The organism is Archangium violaceum (assembly GCF_016859125.1).
Taxonomy (GTDB): Bacteria; Myxococcota; Myxococcia; order Myxococcales; family Myxococcaceae; genus Archangium; species Archangium violaceum_A.
This window is the reverse complement of sequence record NZ_CP069338.1, coordinates 3,769,180-3,784,580: the sequence shown is the minus strand read 5'-3', so window position 1 is coordinate 3,784,580 and position 15,401 is coordinate 3,769,180. Positions and strand designations below refer to the sequence as shown.

Genomic DNA, 15,401 nt, shown 5'->3' with positions numbered 1-15,401 from the left:
CACGTGCACCCGTCCCTCCGCGCTTCAGCGCTCGGGCTCCCGGCTCAAATCAGGTACGTGCAGTGCTGGATGTAGATCGGCGGCGCCGTGGAACGATGGTGGCTCTGGGTGCGAACCCACGCCTCGGGCAGCGACTCCGGCTCGGGCGGCGGCGGCAGCACGGGCCGAACCGGAAGCAGGGCCTTCGCGGGCAGCTCCCAGCGGCTCTCGAACATCGCGAGCGCCGTGGACTGCTCGGGCCGGACCACGGGCGCGTCGCAGCAGCGCAGCTCCGCCGCCTGTCCCAGCTCCTGGGGCGCGGGCTGTCCGGCCTTCTTGCCGTGGCCACAGCAGCACGTGGCCCGCAGCCGCACCTCGTCCCGGCACAGGTGCAGCAATCCCGTCAGCGCACCCATGCCTGAGTGCAGCCCGAGGAATGCCACCAATGCCAGTACGCGCAGTCCCATTGCCATCCTTCGTTACGGCCTAGTAGGCCGCAAAGGAATAGCGGACGCAATTGCCTTGTGCCCGTGTGTCTCGGGCTTCGCATGCGCAAGAGCTATCTGTCCGCTCGAGGGCTCCCCCCCCACCCCACGGGGAGAGGAGGCGGGCTCGCTCTGCCTCCCCGGGGCACCCCTACCTTCCTCGGAGTGCGAAGGAAGCACTTCGGGAGGTGCGCATGGGAACCGGGCCAGGCAGGCGTCTTCTGCATGGGCTGGGCGCGGGGGTACTCGGCACACTCGCACTCACCGGGTGGGAGCCCTTCCGCGATCGCTGGAGCGGTCATCTGCCTCCCTACTCCGTCAGGGATATCGCCAGGCGAGGGGCCAGACGGTGGCTCGGCGTACGGCTCGGTGCTCGTGAGGCCTTTCGTTGGGGACTCCTCATGCGCTGGGTCTACGGGCCCACACTCGGCGCGCTCTATGCGTGGCTCCGGCCCGCGCTTCCGTCCACCGTCCGGCTTCGCGGGCTCTCGCTGGGAGGTGCGGTGTGGCTCCTCGAGCGGCTCACCTTTCCCGTCCTCCGTGTCACGCGCCCACCTCGCACCTGGTCTCCCACCGAGCGCCGGCTGCTCGTGCTCCAGACGCTCGTCTTCGGGTTCTTCACCGAGGCCGTGCTCTCCCGAGGGCAGGCGGACAGCCCTGGCTCGGCTCACCCGCTCCGGGTTGGCAGGGGCAGACCGGCCTCCCCAATTTGAATCCATCAACTGAAACCATCACCGGTGCAAGTGTCCGGAGGAGCGGCGCATGTGGGCTCGCTGGTTGAACGTCATCCTGGGCTTCTGGTTGGTGTCGGCTCCTTTCGTGCTCGACTACCGTCTCCGGGTAGCGCAGCTCAATGACCTGTGCGTGGGTCTGGGCGTCATCCTGATGGCCCTCGCGGCCATCGCCATCCCCAAGTTGCGCTACGCCAATACCCTGCTCGCCGTGTGGCTCATCCTCTCGCCCTTCGCGCTGGGTTATGGCGGCTACCGCACCCCCACCCTCAACGCCATCATCGTGGGCGTGCTCGTCGGCGTGCTGTCGCTCGTCTGGGATCACCGGACGTGGACGCCCCATCGAAGGCCGCTCACCGACGCGTAGCGCTTCGTCCGTTGCCCGACGGCCGCACGCGGGACACCGGCACCCGGGCACCTCGGGGGAGTAAGACAGCCCCATGAGGATCCATCTGAAGCTCTGCCTTGGCGCGAGTGCCCTCGCGCTGACCGCGTGCGCCCTGGTCGGCAAGAAGCAGACCGCCGCGCCCCGCCAGACCTGCACGCCCCAGACCCTCGAGCTCATGAAGAAGCTGGAGGTGGAGCCGGGCCAGAAGGGCTCCATGCTCCTCGAAGCCGATCAGCCTGGAGGCCCCCAGGACTACGGCGTCTACCGCCAGGGCCAGGTGACGAGCCGCCTGGAGACGGCCGTGGGGACCCTGCCCGCGGGCACGCTCGTCGACGGCGTGCTCTGGATGGACACGGGCAGGGTCCAGGCCCACTACACCCAGGCGCGCACGCCGGATGGGCAGACCTTGCCCGTGTGCCTGGTGCTCGGCTCCCCGGCCCCGGGAGGCGTCTACGCCGAGGCGGGCACCACCCCCGGCTCCATCACCCTGCCCCGGAGCGTCCCGTTCACCGTGGTCGACACGTTCCAGTGAGCGGACCCACTCGCCCGTGGATCCGCTCCGGCGCGCGACTCAGTGGTGGCGGCCCGAACCCGGCTCCGACAGCTTGCGGTGCTGCTCGGCCGAGGCCTTGTCGGGCAACACCTTGGCCGCGGCGGCCATCGCCTTGTTCCTGAACGAACCGGCGACGACCTTGTCCTCACCGGCCATCAAGGCCTCGAAGCCCTGACGCGCGACGAGCTCCGCGCTGTCCTGCTCGTCCTTCTGCCCCGCCTTGGTGTCCTCCATGCCCGCGCGGTGGAAGAAGTTCGTCTCGGTGGGGCCCGGCAGGAGCGCCGTGACCGTGATGCCGGTGTCCTTGAGCTCGTTGCGGATGGCCTCGGAGAACGAGAGCAGGAAGGCCTTGGAGGCGGCATACACGGCCTCGAAGGGCCCGGGCATGGCGGCCGCGATGGACGAGGTGAACAGGATGCGTCCCTCCCCGCGCGCGACCATGTCCTTCAGCACGCGCTTGGAGAGGTGCACGGCGGACGTGACGTTGAGGTTGATGAGGTTGAGCTCGGCCTCGAGCGACGTCTCCCGGGCGAAGTCACCGCCCACGCCCACGCCCGCGTTGATGGCGATGGCATCCACGGGACGGCCCAGCGCCTGGGTCCGCGCGTAGAGCTTCTCGACACCGTCGTAGATGGAGAGGTCCGCCTGAATGCTCTCCACCCTGGCACCCAGGGTCTCGAAGGTCTGCGCGGCTTCCACGATGCCGGGGTCCTCCGCGCAGACCAGGAGGTCGAAGCCATTGCGCGCGAACTGCCTGGCGAGCTCGTAACCGATGCCGCTGGAAGCGCCCGTCACGACCGCGAGGGGGCGATCCGATAGCTTGGGTCTGTCAGCCTTGATCATGTCCGTCTCTCCCTGTCGAAGGGTTCACGAAAACGGGTTCAAGGTTGGGCCAGCGCCAGGGGTGGACAACCCGTGAACTCCCCCTGACACGGAGAGGGTCGATCGGCCGTCTGCTTCTCCGGGTGGCCGTCAGGCCCGGTATTCGGGCAGCAGCGGCAGCTCGCGCTTGAGGTGCTCCACCAACAGGCGAACCTTGGGCGAGAGGTGCCGCTTCTGCGGATAGAGCGCCCAGACGGCGGTGTTCGGCGGCTGGTTGGCCTCGAGCAGGGAGATGAGCCGGCCCGAGCGCAGGTGCTCGCGCACGTAGTAGTCCGGGAGCTGGCAGAGGCCGAAGCCCCGCAGCGCCGCATCCAGCACCGCCGCGCCACTGTTGCAGCGCCACGGCCCGCGCGCCCGGAAGACGTGCTCGTGGCCCTGCTCGTCCTGGAACACCCAGGCATCCGTGGTGCCAATCAGACACGGGTGGCGCTCCAGCTCCGAGAGGCTGTGCGGCGTGCCGTAGCGCTCCAGGTACTCCGGCGCGGCGCACAGGTACATCGACCGCGGCGCCAGGCGCGTCGCCACCAGCGTGGAGTCCGTCAGCCGGCCGAGCCGGATCGCCAGATCGAACCCCTCCTGCACCAGGTCCACTGTCTGGTTGGTGAGGTGGATGTCCACGCGCAGCCCGGGATGCCGAGCCATGAAGGCGTTGACCAGCGGCACGATGAAGCGCTCGCCGTACGTCACCGCCGACGTCATGCGCAGTAGACCCTTGGGCGTGCCCTGTAGGTCGCTGACCGCGAGGAAGGCCTCGTCCCGCTCCTCGGCGAGCCGCTGACAATGGGCCAGGAAGGTGTGCCCCGCCTCCGTCAGCGACACGCGCCGGGTGGTGCGGTAGAAGAGCCGCGCCTGGAGCCTGTCCTCCAGACGGCTGATCTGCCGGCTCACGTGCGAGGAGGACACCCCCAGGCGCTCGGCCGCGCGCGAGAAGCTGCTCGTCTCGGCCACGGCGACGAACTCGTCGATTCCTTCCCACCGGTTCATGCGGGGTCCATCTGCCACGGGATTATCCCTGGACGGCAACAATCTTTTCCCGGAGCGATGAAGATCCACCCGCCCCCATGGATTAGCTAGCGAGGCACTTCACCCCCCGCAGAGGAGTCCCTCCGATGATCAAATCCCGCGCCGCCGTCGCCTGGGCCGCCAACCGTCCACTCGAAATCGAGGAGATCGACGTCGCTCCGCCCAGGAAGGGCGAGGTGCTGCTGCGCATGGTGGCCACGGGCGTCTGCCACACGGATGCCTATACGCTCTCCGGCAAGGATCCCGAGGGCCTCTTCCCGGTCATCCTCGGACACGAGGGCGGCGCCATCGTGGAGGAGGTGGGCGAGGGCGTCACCTCGGTGAAGCCGGGTGACCACGTCATCCCGCTGTACACACCCGAGTGCCGGGAGTGCAAGTTCTGCCGCTCGGGCCGGACGAACCTCTGCCAGGCCATCCGGGCGACGCAGGGCAAGGGCCTGATGCCGGATGGGACGTCGCGCTTCTCCAAGAAGGGCCAGCCCATCCTCCACTACATGGGCACCTCCACCTTCTCCGAGTACACGGTGCTGCCGGAGATCGCCGTGGCGAAGATCTCCAAGGAGGCGCCGCTGGAGAAGGTGTGCCTGTTGGGCTGCGGCGTGACGACGGGCATGGGCGCGGTGCTCAACACGGCCAAGGTGAAGCCGGGGAGCACGGTGGCGGTGTTCGGCCTGGGCGGCATCGGCCTGTCGGTCATCATCGGCGCCGTCATGGCGAAGGCCTCGCGCATCATCGGCATCGACATCAACCCGGCGAAGTTCGAGGTGGCGAAGCAGCTCGGGGCCACCGAGTGCATCAACCCGAAGGACTACGACCGGCCCATCCAGGAGGTCATCGTCGGGCTGACGGACGGCGGCGTGGACTACTCCTTCGAGTGCATCGGCAGCGTGCAGGTGATGCGCTCGGCGCTCGAGTGCTGCCACAAGGGCTGGGGCGAGAGCATCATCATCGGCGTGGCGGGAGCGGGCGAGGAGATCTCCACCCGGCCGTTCCAGCTCGTGACGGGGCGGGTGTGGCGCGGCTCGGCGTTCGGCGGCGTGCGCGGACGCACCGAGCTGCCGGGCTACGTCGACCGGTACATGCGCGGCGAGTTCGAGCTGGACACCTTCATCACCCACAAGATGGGACTGGAAGAGGTGAACAAGGCGTTCGACCTGATGCACGAGGGCAAGAGCATCCGCTCGGTGCTCCTGTTCAACCGCTGAGCCGGAGGCCGCGATGAGTGAAACCCTGACGGTCGTCTCCAGCCACAAGAGCTTCGGAGGCTGGCTCAAGCGCTACCGCCACAAGTCCAGCACGCTGGGCTGCGACATGACGTTCGCCATCTACCTGCCGCCGAAGACGGCTCGGGGCGAGCAGGTGCCGGCGCTCTACTGGCTCTCCGGGCTGAGCTGCACGGACGAGAACTTCTCGCAGAAGGCCGGGGCGCAGCGGCTCGCGGCGGAGCTGGGCATCGCCCTGGTGGTGCCCGACACCAGCCCGCGAGGCAAGGACGTGCCGGGAGATCCGGACGGCGCCTGGGACTTCGGGCACGGGGCGGGCTTCTATGTCAACGCCACGCGAGAGCCCTGGTCGCGGAACTACCGCATGCACGACTACGTGGTGCACGAGCTGCCCGCGCTGGTGGAGAAGACCTTCCCGGTGAACGGGAAGCGAGGCATCAGCGGACACTCGATGGGCGGGCACGGGGCGCTGGTGTGCGCGCTGCGCAACCCGGGGCGCTACCTGTCGGTGTCCGCGTTCGCGCCCATCAGCAACCCGATGAATTGCCCCTGGGGCGAGAAGGCCTTCAGCCGCTACCTGGGGCCCGACCGGACCACGTGGCGCGAGTGGGACGCGTGCGCGCTGATCACCGGGGCGACGGAGAAGCTGCCGTTGCTGGTGGACCAGGGAGACGCCGATGACTTCCTGGCCACCCAGCTCCTGCCCGAGGCCCTGGAGCGCGCCGCCGCCGCCGCGGGACATCCGCTGACCCTGCGCCGGCAGCCCGGCTACGACCACGGCTACTACTTCGTCTCCAGCTTCATCGACGACCACCTGCGCCACCACGCGCAGGCATTGCTCGGCTGAAGCGGAGAACGCTAATGACCTCTTCGCCGGGAGAGACGTCTCCGCCCGGCGAAGGGGCGCGGCTCACTGCTTCTGTTTGCCACGCACCTCCGGCGGTAGATCCTCGATGGTCCTGTAGAGGTAGACCCTGCCCCGCTCCTTGGAGAAATCGATTTCGCCATAGCGGGAGACGGCCCTCACGGCAGCGAAATTGTCCTGGATGAGGGCCACGCCAGGGGGAGACTCCGGCTTCTTCTCCTGCCCGCCGCTGTCATCGACCTCGGCACAGAAGGGCATTCGCTCCCCTCCAGGAACCTGAGCCTCGTCATAACGGACGATGACCATTTCTCCCGCCGTCCAGACTCGGCCGAACAGCCGGGTTCTCTAGTGAGGTACATGCACGGAGAATTCTAGTCCGCGTCCCACTTCACAGGTAGAATAGCGAACCCGACCTGCGCAATCGTGCCCATGGGTTCCATCGATACGTGGAGTGACATGGATTCCAAGCTGGAAAACCTCTGCAACACCCTCGAAGTACTGGCCGGGCAGCACTCCAGCGAACCGGATGCGGAGACCACCATCAAGACCGCAGCCAAGGCGCTCCACTTCATCCAGCACATCGGCCGGATGAAAGACTTCTGGGAGTTCGCCAGGATCTTCGACACTGAAGAAGCCTGGCCGAAGCCCCAGCACTCCTTCGCATGCCGGGACGCGGCCCTTGCATGGCTGCGGGCCCAGTGGACAGTTCCCCATGAAACCGTCCTGGGGGTAGCGGGGACTCTTTACAACGTCGCGCGCATGCCCGACGGCGAGTGGGTCTTCATCCGCTTCCCCACAATCGAGGAGTTGGAATCGGAGGAGTGAGCAACCCTCCGAAGCATCAGGGCCCAGGCGCTGGAGTAGACCGTGGAGCCCAGAGTCGCCCCAGGTCGAGCGGCTCGGCATCGAATGGCTCGGCGCGGACCACCTCTGCGCCGCCATGACGGGCTGATAACTGCCAGCCCTGCTCTCCTCGACGGTAGATCTCCAGGGTGTGAGCCCGCGGGTCCACCAGCCAGGCATGGCTCACCCCCTCCTGGTAGTAGAGGGACAACTTGCGCCCACGATCCAATGCGGCCGTGGAGGGCGACAACACCTCACAGACCCAATCGGGCGTCAGGTCGAAGAAGGGATCATCCCGCTCGAGCAGTCCGGATGCACGCTCCTGGCGCCAGCCCGCGAGGTCGGGCACCAACACCTGCCGACCGAAGTGCAGCTCCGGCTCGTACAGGATCCACCAGCCACCCGGGCCTCCCTGCCCATAGCTGAAGGTATTGCCCAACATCCCCCCAAGTGCCGAAGCCACCCACGCGTGCCACTTCGCCGGCCGTGGAAAGGCCCACAGCTCGTCGTCGATGATCTCCCCCACCCACCCCGGCGGTAGCGCCTCGATGTCCTCGTAGGTGGCTGGACGCTTTCCCCTGCCCATGTCCGCTCCTCCCGCAGGCCTTGCTGCCTGACCGCTCGCATTCTACAGGAAGGTCTGACGGGAGAGGTAGGGCAGGCCTCGCTCAGCGTGCCGCGCGCGCCAGTCCGGCCACGCTCAGTACCAAGCCACCTACGAGCGCGGCGAGCCCCGCAGTCGCCGAAATGCGCTTCCACAGTGGCGTGGGCGGCACCGGCCCGTGAGGGCCCACCCCCTGCGGTATCGCGTGGAAGAGATTGCCCTTGGGCCGGGTGACGGGCACGTCGCGCATCTGCATCCGCGCGCCCCACTGCCCCATGATGGCCTTGCCCACCCACGGGAAGAGCTGGTTCAGCCACAGCATCAGCTTGCCCTGGAGGAACACCGGCACCACCGTCTTCCCCGGGCGCATCGCGCACCGCACCACCGCTCGCGCCACCACGTCCACGTCATACGTGGGCGGCACCGGCTTGGGCGCCAGGCCGAACATCGTCGGCGCGTGCGCGAACATGTTGCTGTCCACCGAGGGCACCAGCACGTTCGACACCTGGATGCCCGTCCCCATCAACTCCAGCTCCAGGCTCTTCGCCCACCCCAGCGTGGCGTGCTTGCTCGCGCTGTACGCGGACAACAGTGGCGCCGAGCCCTTCGACAGCATCGACTGGATGTTGAGGATGTGCCCGCTGCCCCGCGCCCGGAAATGCGGTAGCACCGCCCGCGCGAAGCGCATGAAGCCAAAGCAGTTGATGTCGAAGATGCGCGTGATGTGCTCCCACGGCAGCTCGTCGAAGAGCCCGTAGCTCTGCACTCCCGCGTCGTTCACCAGGATGTCCACACGGCCGAAGTGCGCCAGGCACTCGCGCACCACCTGGTCCACGTCCCCTTGGATCGTCACGTCCCCGGGCACCGCGATGCACTCGATGCCCCGCTCCTCCATCTGGTGGCGCAGCTTCTCCAGTGCCTCCACCCGGCGCGCGGTGACGCACAGCTTCACCCCCGCCTCGCCCAGCCGCACCGCCGACTGCCAACCCACCCCGCTCGACGCCCCCGTCACGATGGCGACCTTGCCCATCAGGTCCTGGCGAGCCATGTCCTCTCCCTGTGTCTCGAACCCCGGAGGAGTGCCCGGCGTTCACGCGCGATTCCAACCGGGAGGATGGGAATTCCCGCCCCCTCCGCGCACCCCGCCCCCTGCTCCCCGTGCCTGCCCGCCCGGGTCCCCTGGCGCCAGACGACTCCAGACGTCCACTGGTGAACGCAATGCGATGGCCATTTCCTCGCGAACCCGTCAGGTCGGGTGAGATTACGCATATGAGCTCGGTGCTCGATGCGGTCGTGGTGGGCGCGGGCCCCAACGGGCTCGCCGCCGCCATCTCCCTGGCTCGCGCGGGACGCTCGGTGCGGGTGCTGGAAGCAGCCCCCTCGCCCGGCGGTGGTGCCCGCTCGGCCGAGCTCACCCGCCCCGGCTTCGTCCACGACGTCTGCTCCGCCATCCACCCGCTCGCCGCGGCCTCGCCCTTCTTCCGCCAGCTCCCGCTCGACGCCCACGGCCTGGAGTGGGTGCACCCCGACGCCCCGCTCGCCCACCCCCTGGAGAACGGCACCGCCGCCGTGCTCGAGCGCGGCCTCGAGGCCACCGCCCGGGGGCTCGGCCCCGACGCGGACACCTATGGGAAGTGGATGCGCCCCATGGTGCGCGCCTTCGACGACGTCATGGCGCAGCTGGGCGACCCCTTGCGCGTCCCCCGCCGTCCGCTGCGCCTCGCCCGCTTCGGCCTGCGTGCCCTGCGTCCCGCCCGCTCGCTCGCCGAGAACGCCTTCCAGGGGCCCCTGGCGCGCGCCCTCTTCGCCGGCTCCGCCGCGCACTCCTTCTCCGCGCTCGAGCGCCCCTTCACCTCCGCCTTCGGCATCCTCCTCATGGCCTCGGGCCATGCCGTGGGCTGGCCCTTCCCTCGCGGCGGCACGCAGAAGCTCGTGGACGCGCTCGTCAGCTACCTGCGCGCGCTCGGCGGTGAGGTCGTCACCGGCCATCGCGTGCACAACGTGGACGAGCTCCCGCGCTCGCGCGCCGTGCTGCTCGACGTGACGCCCGCGCAGCTCGTGAAGCTCGCCGGCCACAAGCTGCCGCCGCGCTACGTGGAGAAGCTCCGGCGTTTCCGCTACGGGCCCGGCGTCTTCAAGGTGGACTGGGCCCTCTCCGGTCCCATTCCCTGGAGTGCGCAGGCGTGTGCCCGCGCCGGCACCGTGCACCTCGGTGGCACGTTGGAGGAGATCTCCGCCAGCGAGGCCGCCATCTCGCGCGGGGAGGCTCCCGAGTACCCCTACGTGCTCCTGGCCCAGCACACGCTGTTCGACGACAGCCGCGCGCCCCCGGGCCAGCACACCGGCTGGGCCTACTGCCACGTGCCCAACGGCTGCACCGAGGACATGACGGAGCGGATTGAGGCCCAGGTGGAGCGCTTCGCCCCCGGCTTCCGCGCGCGCATCCTCGCCCGGCACACGCGCTCGCCCGCGCAGTACGAGGCCTACAACCCCAACTTCATCGGCGGCGACATCTCCGGCGGCTCGCTGGAGGGAATGCAGTTGTTCGCCCGGCCCCTGGCGCGGCTCGTGCCCTATGCCACGCCGGACCCGCGCCTCTACCTGTGCTCGTCCTCGACGCCTCCCGGACCTGGAGTGCACGGGCTGTGCGGGTTCCTCGCCGCGCGCGCGCTGCTCGCCAGCGAGGTGTGGCGCAAGGGGTGAGCTCCCGCTCCCTTCATGTGGGACTTCCGTTTTTCATGGATTTACTGTCCGTACAGGAGCGTCGGGTCTCGGGTAAATCACCCGAAATTCCTTTTTATGAGCCGTTGGCGAAATCGGGAGGTCCTAGAGCAGGAACCTCCCGACCGGTCCGACCGCCATGACCCCAGACGCCCCCCCTTGCTCCACTTCACCCCGGACAGACGCGCCTCCGCGTCGGCGCGGGCCGCTGCTCATTGCCGGGGTTGGCCTCGTGGCCCTGCTCGCCGGCGTGGCGCTGCTCCGCCGTGGCGGTGGTGACGAGGCGGACACGGCGGAGGCACGGCAGGCCGCCGCGCCCAAGGACCCGAAACAGGGCGCCACCCGGAGGACGGGCCCCCCCGGCCAGACCGGGCCCGAAGCCGCGAGCGGAGAGGCCCGGGGCGCGCAATTCGACGCGACGACCTGCTGGAGGGACCTGGAGCGCTTCAACGTGGAGGTGACACTCGACAACTTCCGCGAGTGGGCCGCCCCCCTGCTGAGCGCGAGGGATCCGCTCGTGCGCAACTACCTGAAGGAGCGCCTCACGGAGCTCATCGGCAACGACGCGGGCCGGGCCCTCCAGGTGGTGGACTGGGCCCTCGACGCCGAGGGCAAGTCGTTCGGGGTGTTCCTGACGGCCGTGAGGGACTCCGAGGCCGTCCACCTCCCCCAGGTCTCGGCGAAGCTCCTGGACATGGGCCTGGACGCCCGCATCGCTCCGGAGCGGCGCGCGGGAATCCTGTCGGCCCTGGACACGCAGAAGAAGCTCGCTCCGGCCGCGCTCGACCGGCTCGCGACCTTCGCCAGCGACCCGGCCTCCGGCGAGGCGGGCTGGGCCGCCGCCCGCACCATCGGGCGGGTCATGAAGCACGATGCCCGGCGCAACGGCGACCTCGCGCCCTACCTGGACAGGCTGCTCACCATCGGCGTCGAGTCCCCCGACGAGCAGATCCGCTACCTGGGGCAGATGATGCCCATGCACGTCGCGCCCCTCCTCGATGCACGGAGCACCGAGCGCTACGCCCGGATCCTCACCTCCGAGGGCAACGAGGCGGGCCGGGATGTGGCGGCGCACCTCCTCTCCCTCTCTCCGGAGAAGGAGAAGGTGCTGGCGCTGTTCGCGAAGACCTTCGAGACCGACCCGTCCGTGTGCGTGCGCTGGGCCCTCTTCCGCTTCTCCGCTCGCGTGGCCGGCAGGGACGCGCTCCCGGTCATGGCGAACATGGCCCTCGCCGACCCGCGCTTCCAGCCGCTCTACCAGGCCTTCGAGCAGCTCTACGCGAGCGGCACGCAAGACTGGGTGCGGCTGTGGAACAGCCTGCCCGAGCAGGATCCCTTCCACTGCCTCGACCGCCACGACTGAGCACGGGAGCCCCCATGACACGCCCCCCTTCCTTCCGCCCCCTCCTGCTGGCGCTCACGCTCAGCCCTCTCCTGCCCACGGCCGCGCGGGCGGCTTCCCCGGGCCCGGCGCCCGCCCTCCAAGCGGAGACCTGCTCGGTGGAGGGCCTGATGGACTCCATCCGCCGTGGGCTCCACTCGAAGTCGGAGGCCTACAAGAAATACATGCGGACCCTGCTGCGCGAGTCCGCCGTGAACCTGCCCGGCGGCGAGCTCCAGGCGGCCTTCGAGCGGGAGAGGGATCCGCTCATGGCCGAGCACCTGGCGGCCGCCCTGGTCGCGCGCACCGAGCGCGAGGCGGACCCCAGCGCCATGGAGGCCGTGGTCCGAAGGGTCCTGGAGGAACCCGACCCGGCCCTCCGCGCCGCCACCGTGCGCGCGATGCGGCGCACCAGCGCCCTCGAGAAGACGGGGGACATGTACGAGCGCCTGGTGAGGGACGCCTCGCCCGAGGTGCGCCAGGAGGCCGCGACGAACATCGTCGAGGACATCCAGCAGGTCTACTCGGGCTACCACGGCCCGGCCTCGAACACCGCGGTGGCGGCCGCGGTGGCCTCCGCGGATCCCCAGGTGACGGCGAAGATTCTCGGCAATATCGACACCCATAAAATCAGCGCCGGCTCGGCCAGCGGGATTCAGTCGTTGCTGCGCAGCGACGATGCCGGGGTCCGCGCGGCGGCGGCCACCGCGCTGGGCGGGGTGGGCGCGGAGCAGATGGCGAGCGCCCGGGAGTCCCTGCTCGGCATGTACCGCGACGAGCGCGACCCCGGAGTGCGCAAGGCCCTCCTGCGGAGCATCGCGCAGCTCGGCTTCTCCAGCGCGGTGCCCGAGCTGCGGCGGCTGCGCGACGTCGACCCCAGCCTGGCACCCGAGGTCGACACGTGGATCCGAGTGCTCGACATGGGCCTTCAGGAGTGGAGCCTGATCCTGAGGGAGAAGCAGCGGCTGCAGCAGGCTCCGTAGAACAGCAACCTCCCCCCTCCACGCGGGCCGTGAACCGGCCCGAGAGGAACGACGATGCGCAAGACGATGAAGATGTCCCTGGCGGCGCTGGCGTCCCTGGCGATCCTCCCCACGGCGGTGACCGCGCACGAGGTCCGGTCTCCGCACCCGGGCACGGTGACGGCCCTCACGTACTACTCGAGCGGTTCGTTCCACGGCGCGATCGACGTGGCCAGCGGTTCCGGTTGCAACTACTGGGGTGTCCAGACGGGCGTGGTGGGCTCGGTCTCCTGGAACGTGACCATCCGCACCAGCACCAACGTCTGCTACGGGAACGGCAGCGGCAACCAGAACGAGGTCAAGCACATCTGGGCGAACGGGTACACCTTCCGCATCTGGCACTTCAACAAGACGGCCAACTCGTATGACCGTACGTGCGACCGCTGCCAGGTCGGTGACGAGGGCGGCACCGGCAACGTCACCGGTCCCCACAGCCACATCCAGTACGACCTGAACGGCTCCAACGACACGTCCTGGTACGCGAACTACACCACCAAGGGCGAGTACGTGGATCGCAGCGAGACGCTCGGCTACCTCGACTGAGCGGAGCGTGCGGGGCCCGACACCGGCCGGGGAGCGGCGCCACCGGGCGCCGTTCCCTCGCCGGTTCCTCGTGGGGTGGACGCACGAGATTCCAACGACCCGGTTCCCGGAGCGCCGTGCTCGCGAGAGAGCCCGAGCAGGCAGCCGAGCCCTTGCACGCGGACGTTGCCGGGAAGAGTCGTCGCGCGACGTTGCGGAGCGCGATGCCTGCATTACCTAGAAACAATGACCGACGTTCAGACAACGCCACGCGATTACATGATTCCCGAGGGCTGCCCCGTGTGCGCGGCGGACCTGCCGGTGCGGGTCACCGCGTCCGGACCGAACGGCGTCTGCAAGTACTGCGGCTGGTTCGGCCGTCCGCTCGTCACGATGACCCACCGGGGGCTGCGCATCACGTACGAAGTCGCGCAGGCCTGAGCCCGCCCGCGAGGCGCATCAATCGAGGAATCGCATCCACCAGCGCCGAGCTTCGTCCTCGCTGAAGCACAGGCTCGAGTGAAGCACAGGCTCGCCGGGCCAGATGCGCTCCCACAACCGCGGAGGCTCGAGCCAGGGCTCCAGCACCCGTGCGAGCTCGTGGTACGCGGGAAGGGCCTTCCCGGCGGACAGGTCTCCCGCTTCGGGCATTTCACCGAGGGAGACGACGACGCGGTCGCCCTCGAGTTCGTGCACGGTGGTTTCGGGGGCATGGAGACGAGAGCGTAGGGCAGTGGCACCACCGAGCTGGCCCAGCACGGGTTGCGCGAGGAAGTTGAGCCAGTGGACACCATCGACTCGCAAGCCCATCCGGTGAGCGCCGAGCCAGGCCGTGCGCAGATCGATCCCCGGATAACGCAGGAACTCGGCGCGGAGGGCCGCATCCGAGGGACGCAGGGACCCGTAGAGGTGGAGAGCGAGGCCGGCGTGGCCAGAGGCGAAACGAAGCTGGGACGCCATCTCCAAGGCGAGCTCGCGCACCCTCGCAGCGCCGTGCACCTCCAGGTACTCGGTGGGAAACGTCGCGGTGAGGAGGCTCACGGAGTCCGGTGATGGCGTACGCCAGGGAAGGCGGGCCCGGTAGCAAAGCTCGTAGCCATTGCTGCTGAAGATGCCTCCGTTGAAGATGAGCTGAGTGGCATAGCCCCTCTTTTCCAATCGGTTGGCAGTTGGCTCGCTGAGTTCCTCGACGAAGCGGAAAGGCCGCTCGGGAAGAAGAAGACGGCGGATATAGCTCCAGCGCTCTTCGTGCAGAGCATCACCTTCATCGTCGTTGGTGAAGGCACGGTTGATGGTCTTGGGACCCTGCCCGACAACACGCATATAGCTCTCGACAGCATGACTCACCCCAGAGGCGATGTCCGGGTGGTCGTAGGGCAGGTAGAAGGCGAAGCGAACCACGTCTCGCGCGAGAAGTTCCCGCGGAAAGCGGGGCTCTTCACCACTCCAGAGCTTGACGTAGCCAGGGCGACGTCCACGATGGCGGATGCGAGGGAAGGGTGAAGTCATGGATGGATGCCGTGTTGGAAAAGCCCCCCGGGAGAGATGATGGCCGCGGGACATCGTTTCGTGAGCTTCTGGTAGGCATCCAGTTGAGCCTTTACTCCCGGAGACTTGCGAGGGTCCAGCTTGTAGGAGGAGAGGCAGGGAAACTTGAACTCGTAGACGCACTGCACGTCGGTGGCATTCCTCGTCCCGTGCACCACGAAGTCTGGATGGAGGGTGTCGAGACCCTTGTTGGTCAGCACGACGCCATTCACATCCGGGTCCGGCTTGTAGCGAGGCTCGACGGTGAAGTTTTCACGGAGGTCCAGAGGTAGGCGAACCTTGAGGCAGGCAAAGGCCACAGCGTGCTTGAGTCGGCCAAGCTCCTGGGCGAGGGAGACATTTTCCCCCGAGTCATCGAACCCGACTGTTTTCAAGCACTCGGCGTCATTTGGAAACTTGCCGTTCTCGAACTTCGAGCCCCCATCCCGTTGCTGGTAGGCAGCGTTGACGTCAGCGTGGGCCTGCGCCGCGCAATCCTTGAGAGTCTCCTCGACGAGATCCAGCTCCGCGCCGGACAGGGCCCTCGCGAGGATGTTGAGGCCCTGGACGGCCTCCGCGACCTGAACGACCTTGTCGAGCACCTGACCGGCGCGGGTCGCCGTTGGAGCGAGGAACTCCCCGGTGCTTGCAT

Annotated in this window: 19 protein-coding genes; 11 read left to right on the top strand and 8 right to left on the bottom strand. The window is 68.5% G+C overall.

Going from position 1 to position 15,401, the window contains the following annotated elements; translation table 11 throughout:
• Nucleotides 1-44: 44 nt before the first annotated feature.
• Nucleotides 45-446 carry a hypothetical protein gene (locus JQX13_RS16275; RefSeq protein ID WP_203409925.1) on the bottom strand — a complete coding sequence of 134 codons (402 nt, stop codon included), beginning with the start codon at nucleotides 444-446 and terminating at the stop codon, nucleotides 45-47.
• Nucleotides 447-865: 419 nt separating this feature from the next.
• On the opposite strand from JQX13_RS16275, the gene JQX13_RS16270 reads away from it, so the two are divergent.
• The 3 genes from JQX13_RS16270 to JQX13_RS16260 all read left to right on the top strand — a co-directional run bounded on the left by JQX13_RS16270 (nucleotide 866) and on the right by JQX13_RS16260 (nucleotide 2,115).
• A complete protein-coding gene (locus tag JQX13_RS16270) occupies nucleotides 866-1,177 on the top strand; it encodes a hypothetical protein (RefSeq protein ID WP_203409924.1) in 312 nt (103 codons plus the stop codon).
• A 49-nt stretch (nucleotides 1,178-1,226) separates the two neighbouring features.
• On the top strand, nucleotides 1,227-1,562 hold the full coding sequence (locus tag JQX13_RS16265) for an SPW repeat protein (protein ID WP_203409923.1): 336 nt from the start codon (nucleotides 1,227-1,229) through the stop codon (nucleotides 1,560-1,562).
• 73 nt (nucleotides 1,563-1,635) lie between these two features.
• Nucleotides 1,636-2,115, top strand: a complete 480-nt coding sequence (locus JQX13_RS16260) for a hypothetical protein (protein ID WP_203409922.1) — start codon at nucleotides 1,636-1,638, stop codon at nucleotides 2,113-2,115.
• A gap of 39 nt (nucleotides 2,116-2,154) precedes the next feature.
• Here the strand turns inward: JQX13_RS16260 and JQX13_RS16255 are convergent, their stop codons facing one another.
• Nucleotides 2,155-2,979 (bottom strand): SDR family NAD(P)-dependent oxidoreductase, encoded by an 825-nt coding sequence (locus JQX13_RS16255; protein ID WP_203409921.1) that lies wholly within the window; start codon nucleotides 2,977-2,979, stop codon nucleotides 2,155-2,157.
• A gap of 129 nt (nucleotides 2,980-3,108) precedes the next feature.
• Nucleotides 3,109-4,002 carry a LysR substrate-binding domain-containing protein gene (locus tag JQX13_RS16250; RefSeq protein ID WP_203409920.1) on the bottom strand — a complete coding sequence of 298 codons (894 nt, stop codon included), beginning with the start codon at nucleotides 4,000-4,002 and terminating at the stop codon, nucleotides 3,109-3,111.
• 128 nt (nucleotides 4,003-4,130) lie between these two features.
• Here JQX13_RS16250 and JQX13_RS16245 point away from each other — a divergent pair, with 128 nt between their 5' ends.
• Together JQX13_RS16245 and fghA are read left to right on the top strand one after the other, a co-directional pair.
• Entirely contained in the window at nucleotides 4,131-5,246 is a 1,116-nt protein-coding gene (locus JQX13_RS16245) for an S-(hydroxymethyl)glutathione dehydrogenase/class III alcohol dehydrogenase (RefSeq protein WP_203412050.1), read from the top strand.
• A gap of 13 nt (nucleotides 5,247-5,259) precedes the next feature.
• On the top strand, nucleotides 5,260-6,111 hold the full coding sequence (gene fghA / locus JQX13_RS16240; RefSeq protein WP_275424999.1) for an S-formylglutathione hydrolase: 852 nt from the start codon (nucleotides 5,260-5,262) through the stop codon (nucleotides 6,109-6,111).
• Between the two features lie 63 nt (nucleotides 6,112-6,174).
• Here the strand turns inward: fghA and JQX13_RS16235 are convergent, their stop codons facing one another.
• Entirely contained in the window at nucleotides 6,175-6,387 is a 213-nt protein-coding gene (locus JQX13_RS16235; RefSeq protein ID WP_203409919.1) for a hypothetical protein, read from the bottom strand.
• Between the two features lie 198 nt (nucleotides 6,388-6,585).
• Here JQX13_RS16235 and JQX13_RS16230 point away from each other — a divergent pair, with 198 nt between their 5' ends.
• A complete protein-coding gene (locus tag JQX13_RS16230; protein ID WP_203409918.1) occupies nucleotides 6,586-6,954 on the top strand; it encodes a hypothetical protein in 369 nt (122 codons plus the stop codon).
• A gap of 16 nt (nucleotides 6,955-6,970) precedes the next feature.
• Here JQX13_RS16230 and JQX13_RS16225 read toward each other — a convergent pair whose 3' ends face one another.
• Together JQX13_RS16225 and JQX13_RS16220 are read right to left on the bottom strand one after the other, a co-directional pair.
• Nucleotides 6,971-7,558 (bottom strand): Uma2 family endonuclease, encoded by a 588-nt coding sequence (locus JQX13_RS16225; RefSeq protein ID WP_203409917.1) that lies wholly within the window; start codon nucleotides 7,556-7,558, stop codon nucleotides 6,971-6,973.
• Between the two features lie 82 nt (nucleotides 7,559-7,640).
• Nucleotides 7,641-8,624, bottom strand: coding sequence for an SDR family NAD(P)-dependent oxidoreductase (locus JQX13_RS16220; RefSeq protein ID WP_203409916.1), 984 nt, complete (start codon nucleotides 8,622-8,624; stop codon nucleotides 7,641-7,643).
• Nucleotides 8,625-8,845: 221 nt separating this feature from the next.
• Between JQX13_RS16220 and JQX13_RS16215 the strand changes: the two genes are divergently transcribed.
• The 5 genes from JQX13_RS16215 to JQX13_RS16195 all read left to right on the top strand — a co-directional run bounded on the left by JQX13_RS16215 (nucleotide 8,846) and on the right by JQX13_RS16195 (nucleotide 13,663).
• A complete protein-coding gene (locus JQX13_RS16215) occupies nucleotides 8,846-10,279 on the top strand; it encodes a phytoene desaturase family protein (protein ID WP_203409915.1) in 1,434 nt (477 codons plus the stop codon).
• A 250-nt stretch (nucleotides 10,280-10,529) separates the two neighbouring features.
• A complete protein-coding gene (locus JQX13_RS16210; RefSeq protein ID WP_239014784.1) occupies nucleotides 10,530-11,660 on the top strand; it encodes a hypothetical protein in 1,131 nt (376 codons plus the stop codon).
• Between the two features lie 14 nt (nucleotides 11,661-11,674).
• Entirely contained in the window at nucleotides 11,675-12,661 is a 987-nt protein-coding gene (locus JQX13_RS16205; RefSeq protein ID WP_203409913.1) for a HEAT repeat domain-containing protein, read from the top strand.
• A gap of 54 nt (nucleotides 12,662-12,715) precedes the next feature.
• Nucleotides 12,716-13,243: a hypothetical protein gene (locus JQX13_RS16200; protein WP_203409912.1), complete on the top strand. Its 528-nt coding sequence runs from the start codon at nucleotides 12,716-12,718 to the stop codon at nucleotides 13,241-13,243.
• Nucleotides 13,244-13,468: 225 nt separating this feature from the next.
• A complete protein-coding gene (locus JQX13_RS16195) occupies nucleotides 13,469-13,663 on the top strand; it encodes a hypothetical protein (protein ID WP_203409911.1) in 195 nt (64 codons plus the stop codon).
• 18 nt (nucleotides 13,664-13,681) lie between these two features.
• Here the strand turns inward: JQX13_RS16195 and JQX13_RS16190 are convergent, their stop codons facing one another.
• Nucleotides 13,682-14,623 carry a type VI immunity family protein gene (locus tag JQX13_RS16190; protein WP_239014783.1) on the bottom strand — a complete coding sequence of 314 codons (942 nt, stop codon included), beginning with the start codon at nucleotides 14,621-14,623 and terminating at the stop codon, nucleotides 13,682-13,684.
• A 104-nt stretch (nucleotides 14,624-14,727) separates the two neighbouring features.
• Nucleotides 14,728-15,351, bottom strand: a complete 624-nt coding sequence (locus JQX13_RS16185; RefSeq protein WP_203409909.1) for a hypothetical protein — start codon at nucleotides 15,349-15,351, stop codon at nucleotides 14,728-14,730.
• Nucleotides 15,352-15,401 lie beyond the last annotated feature (50 nt).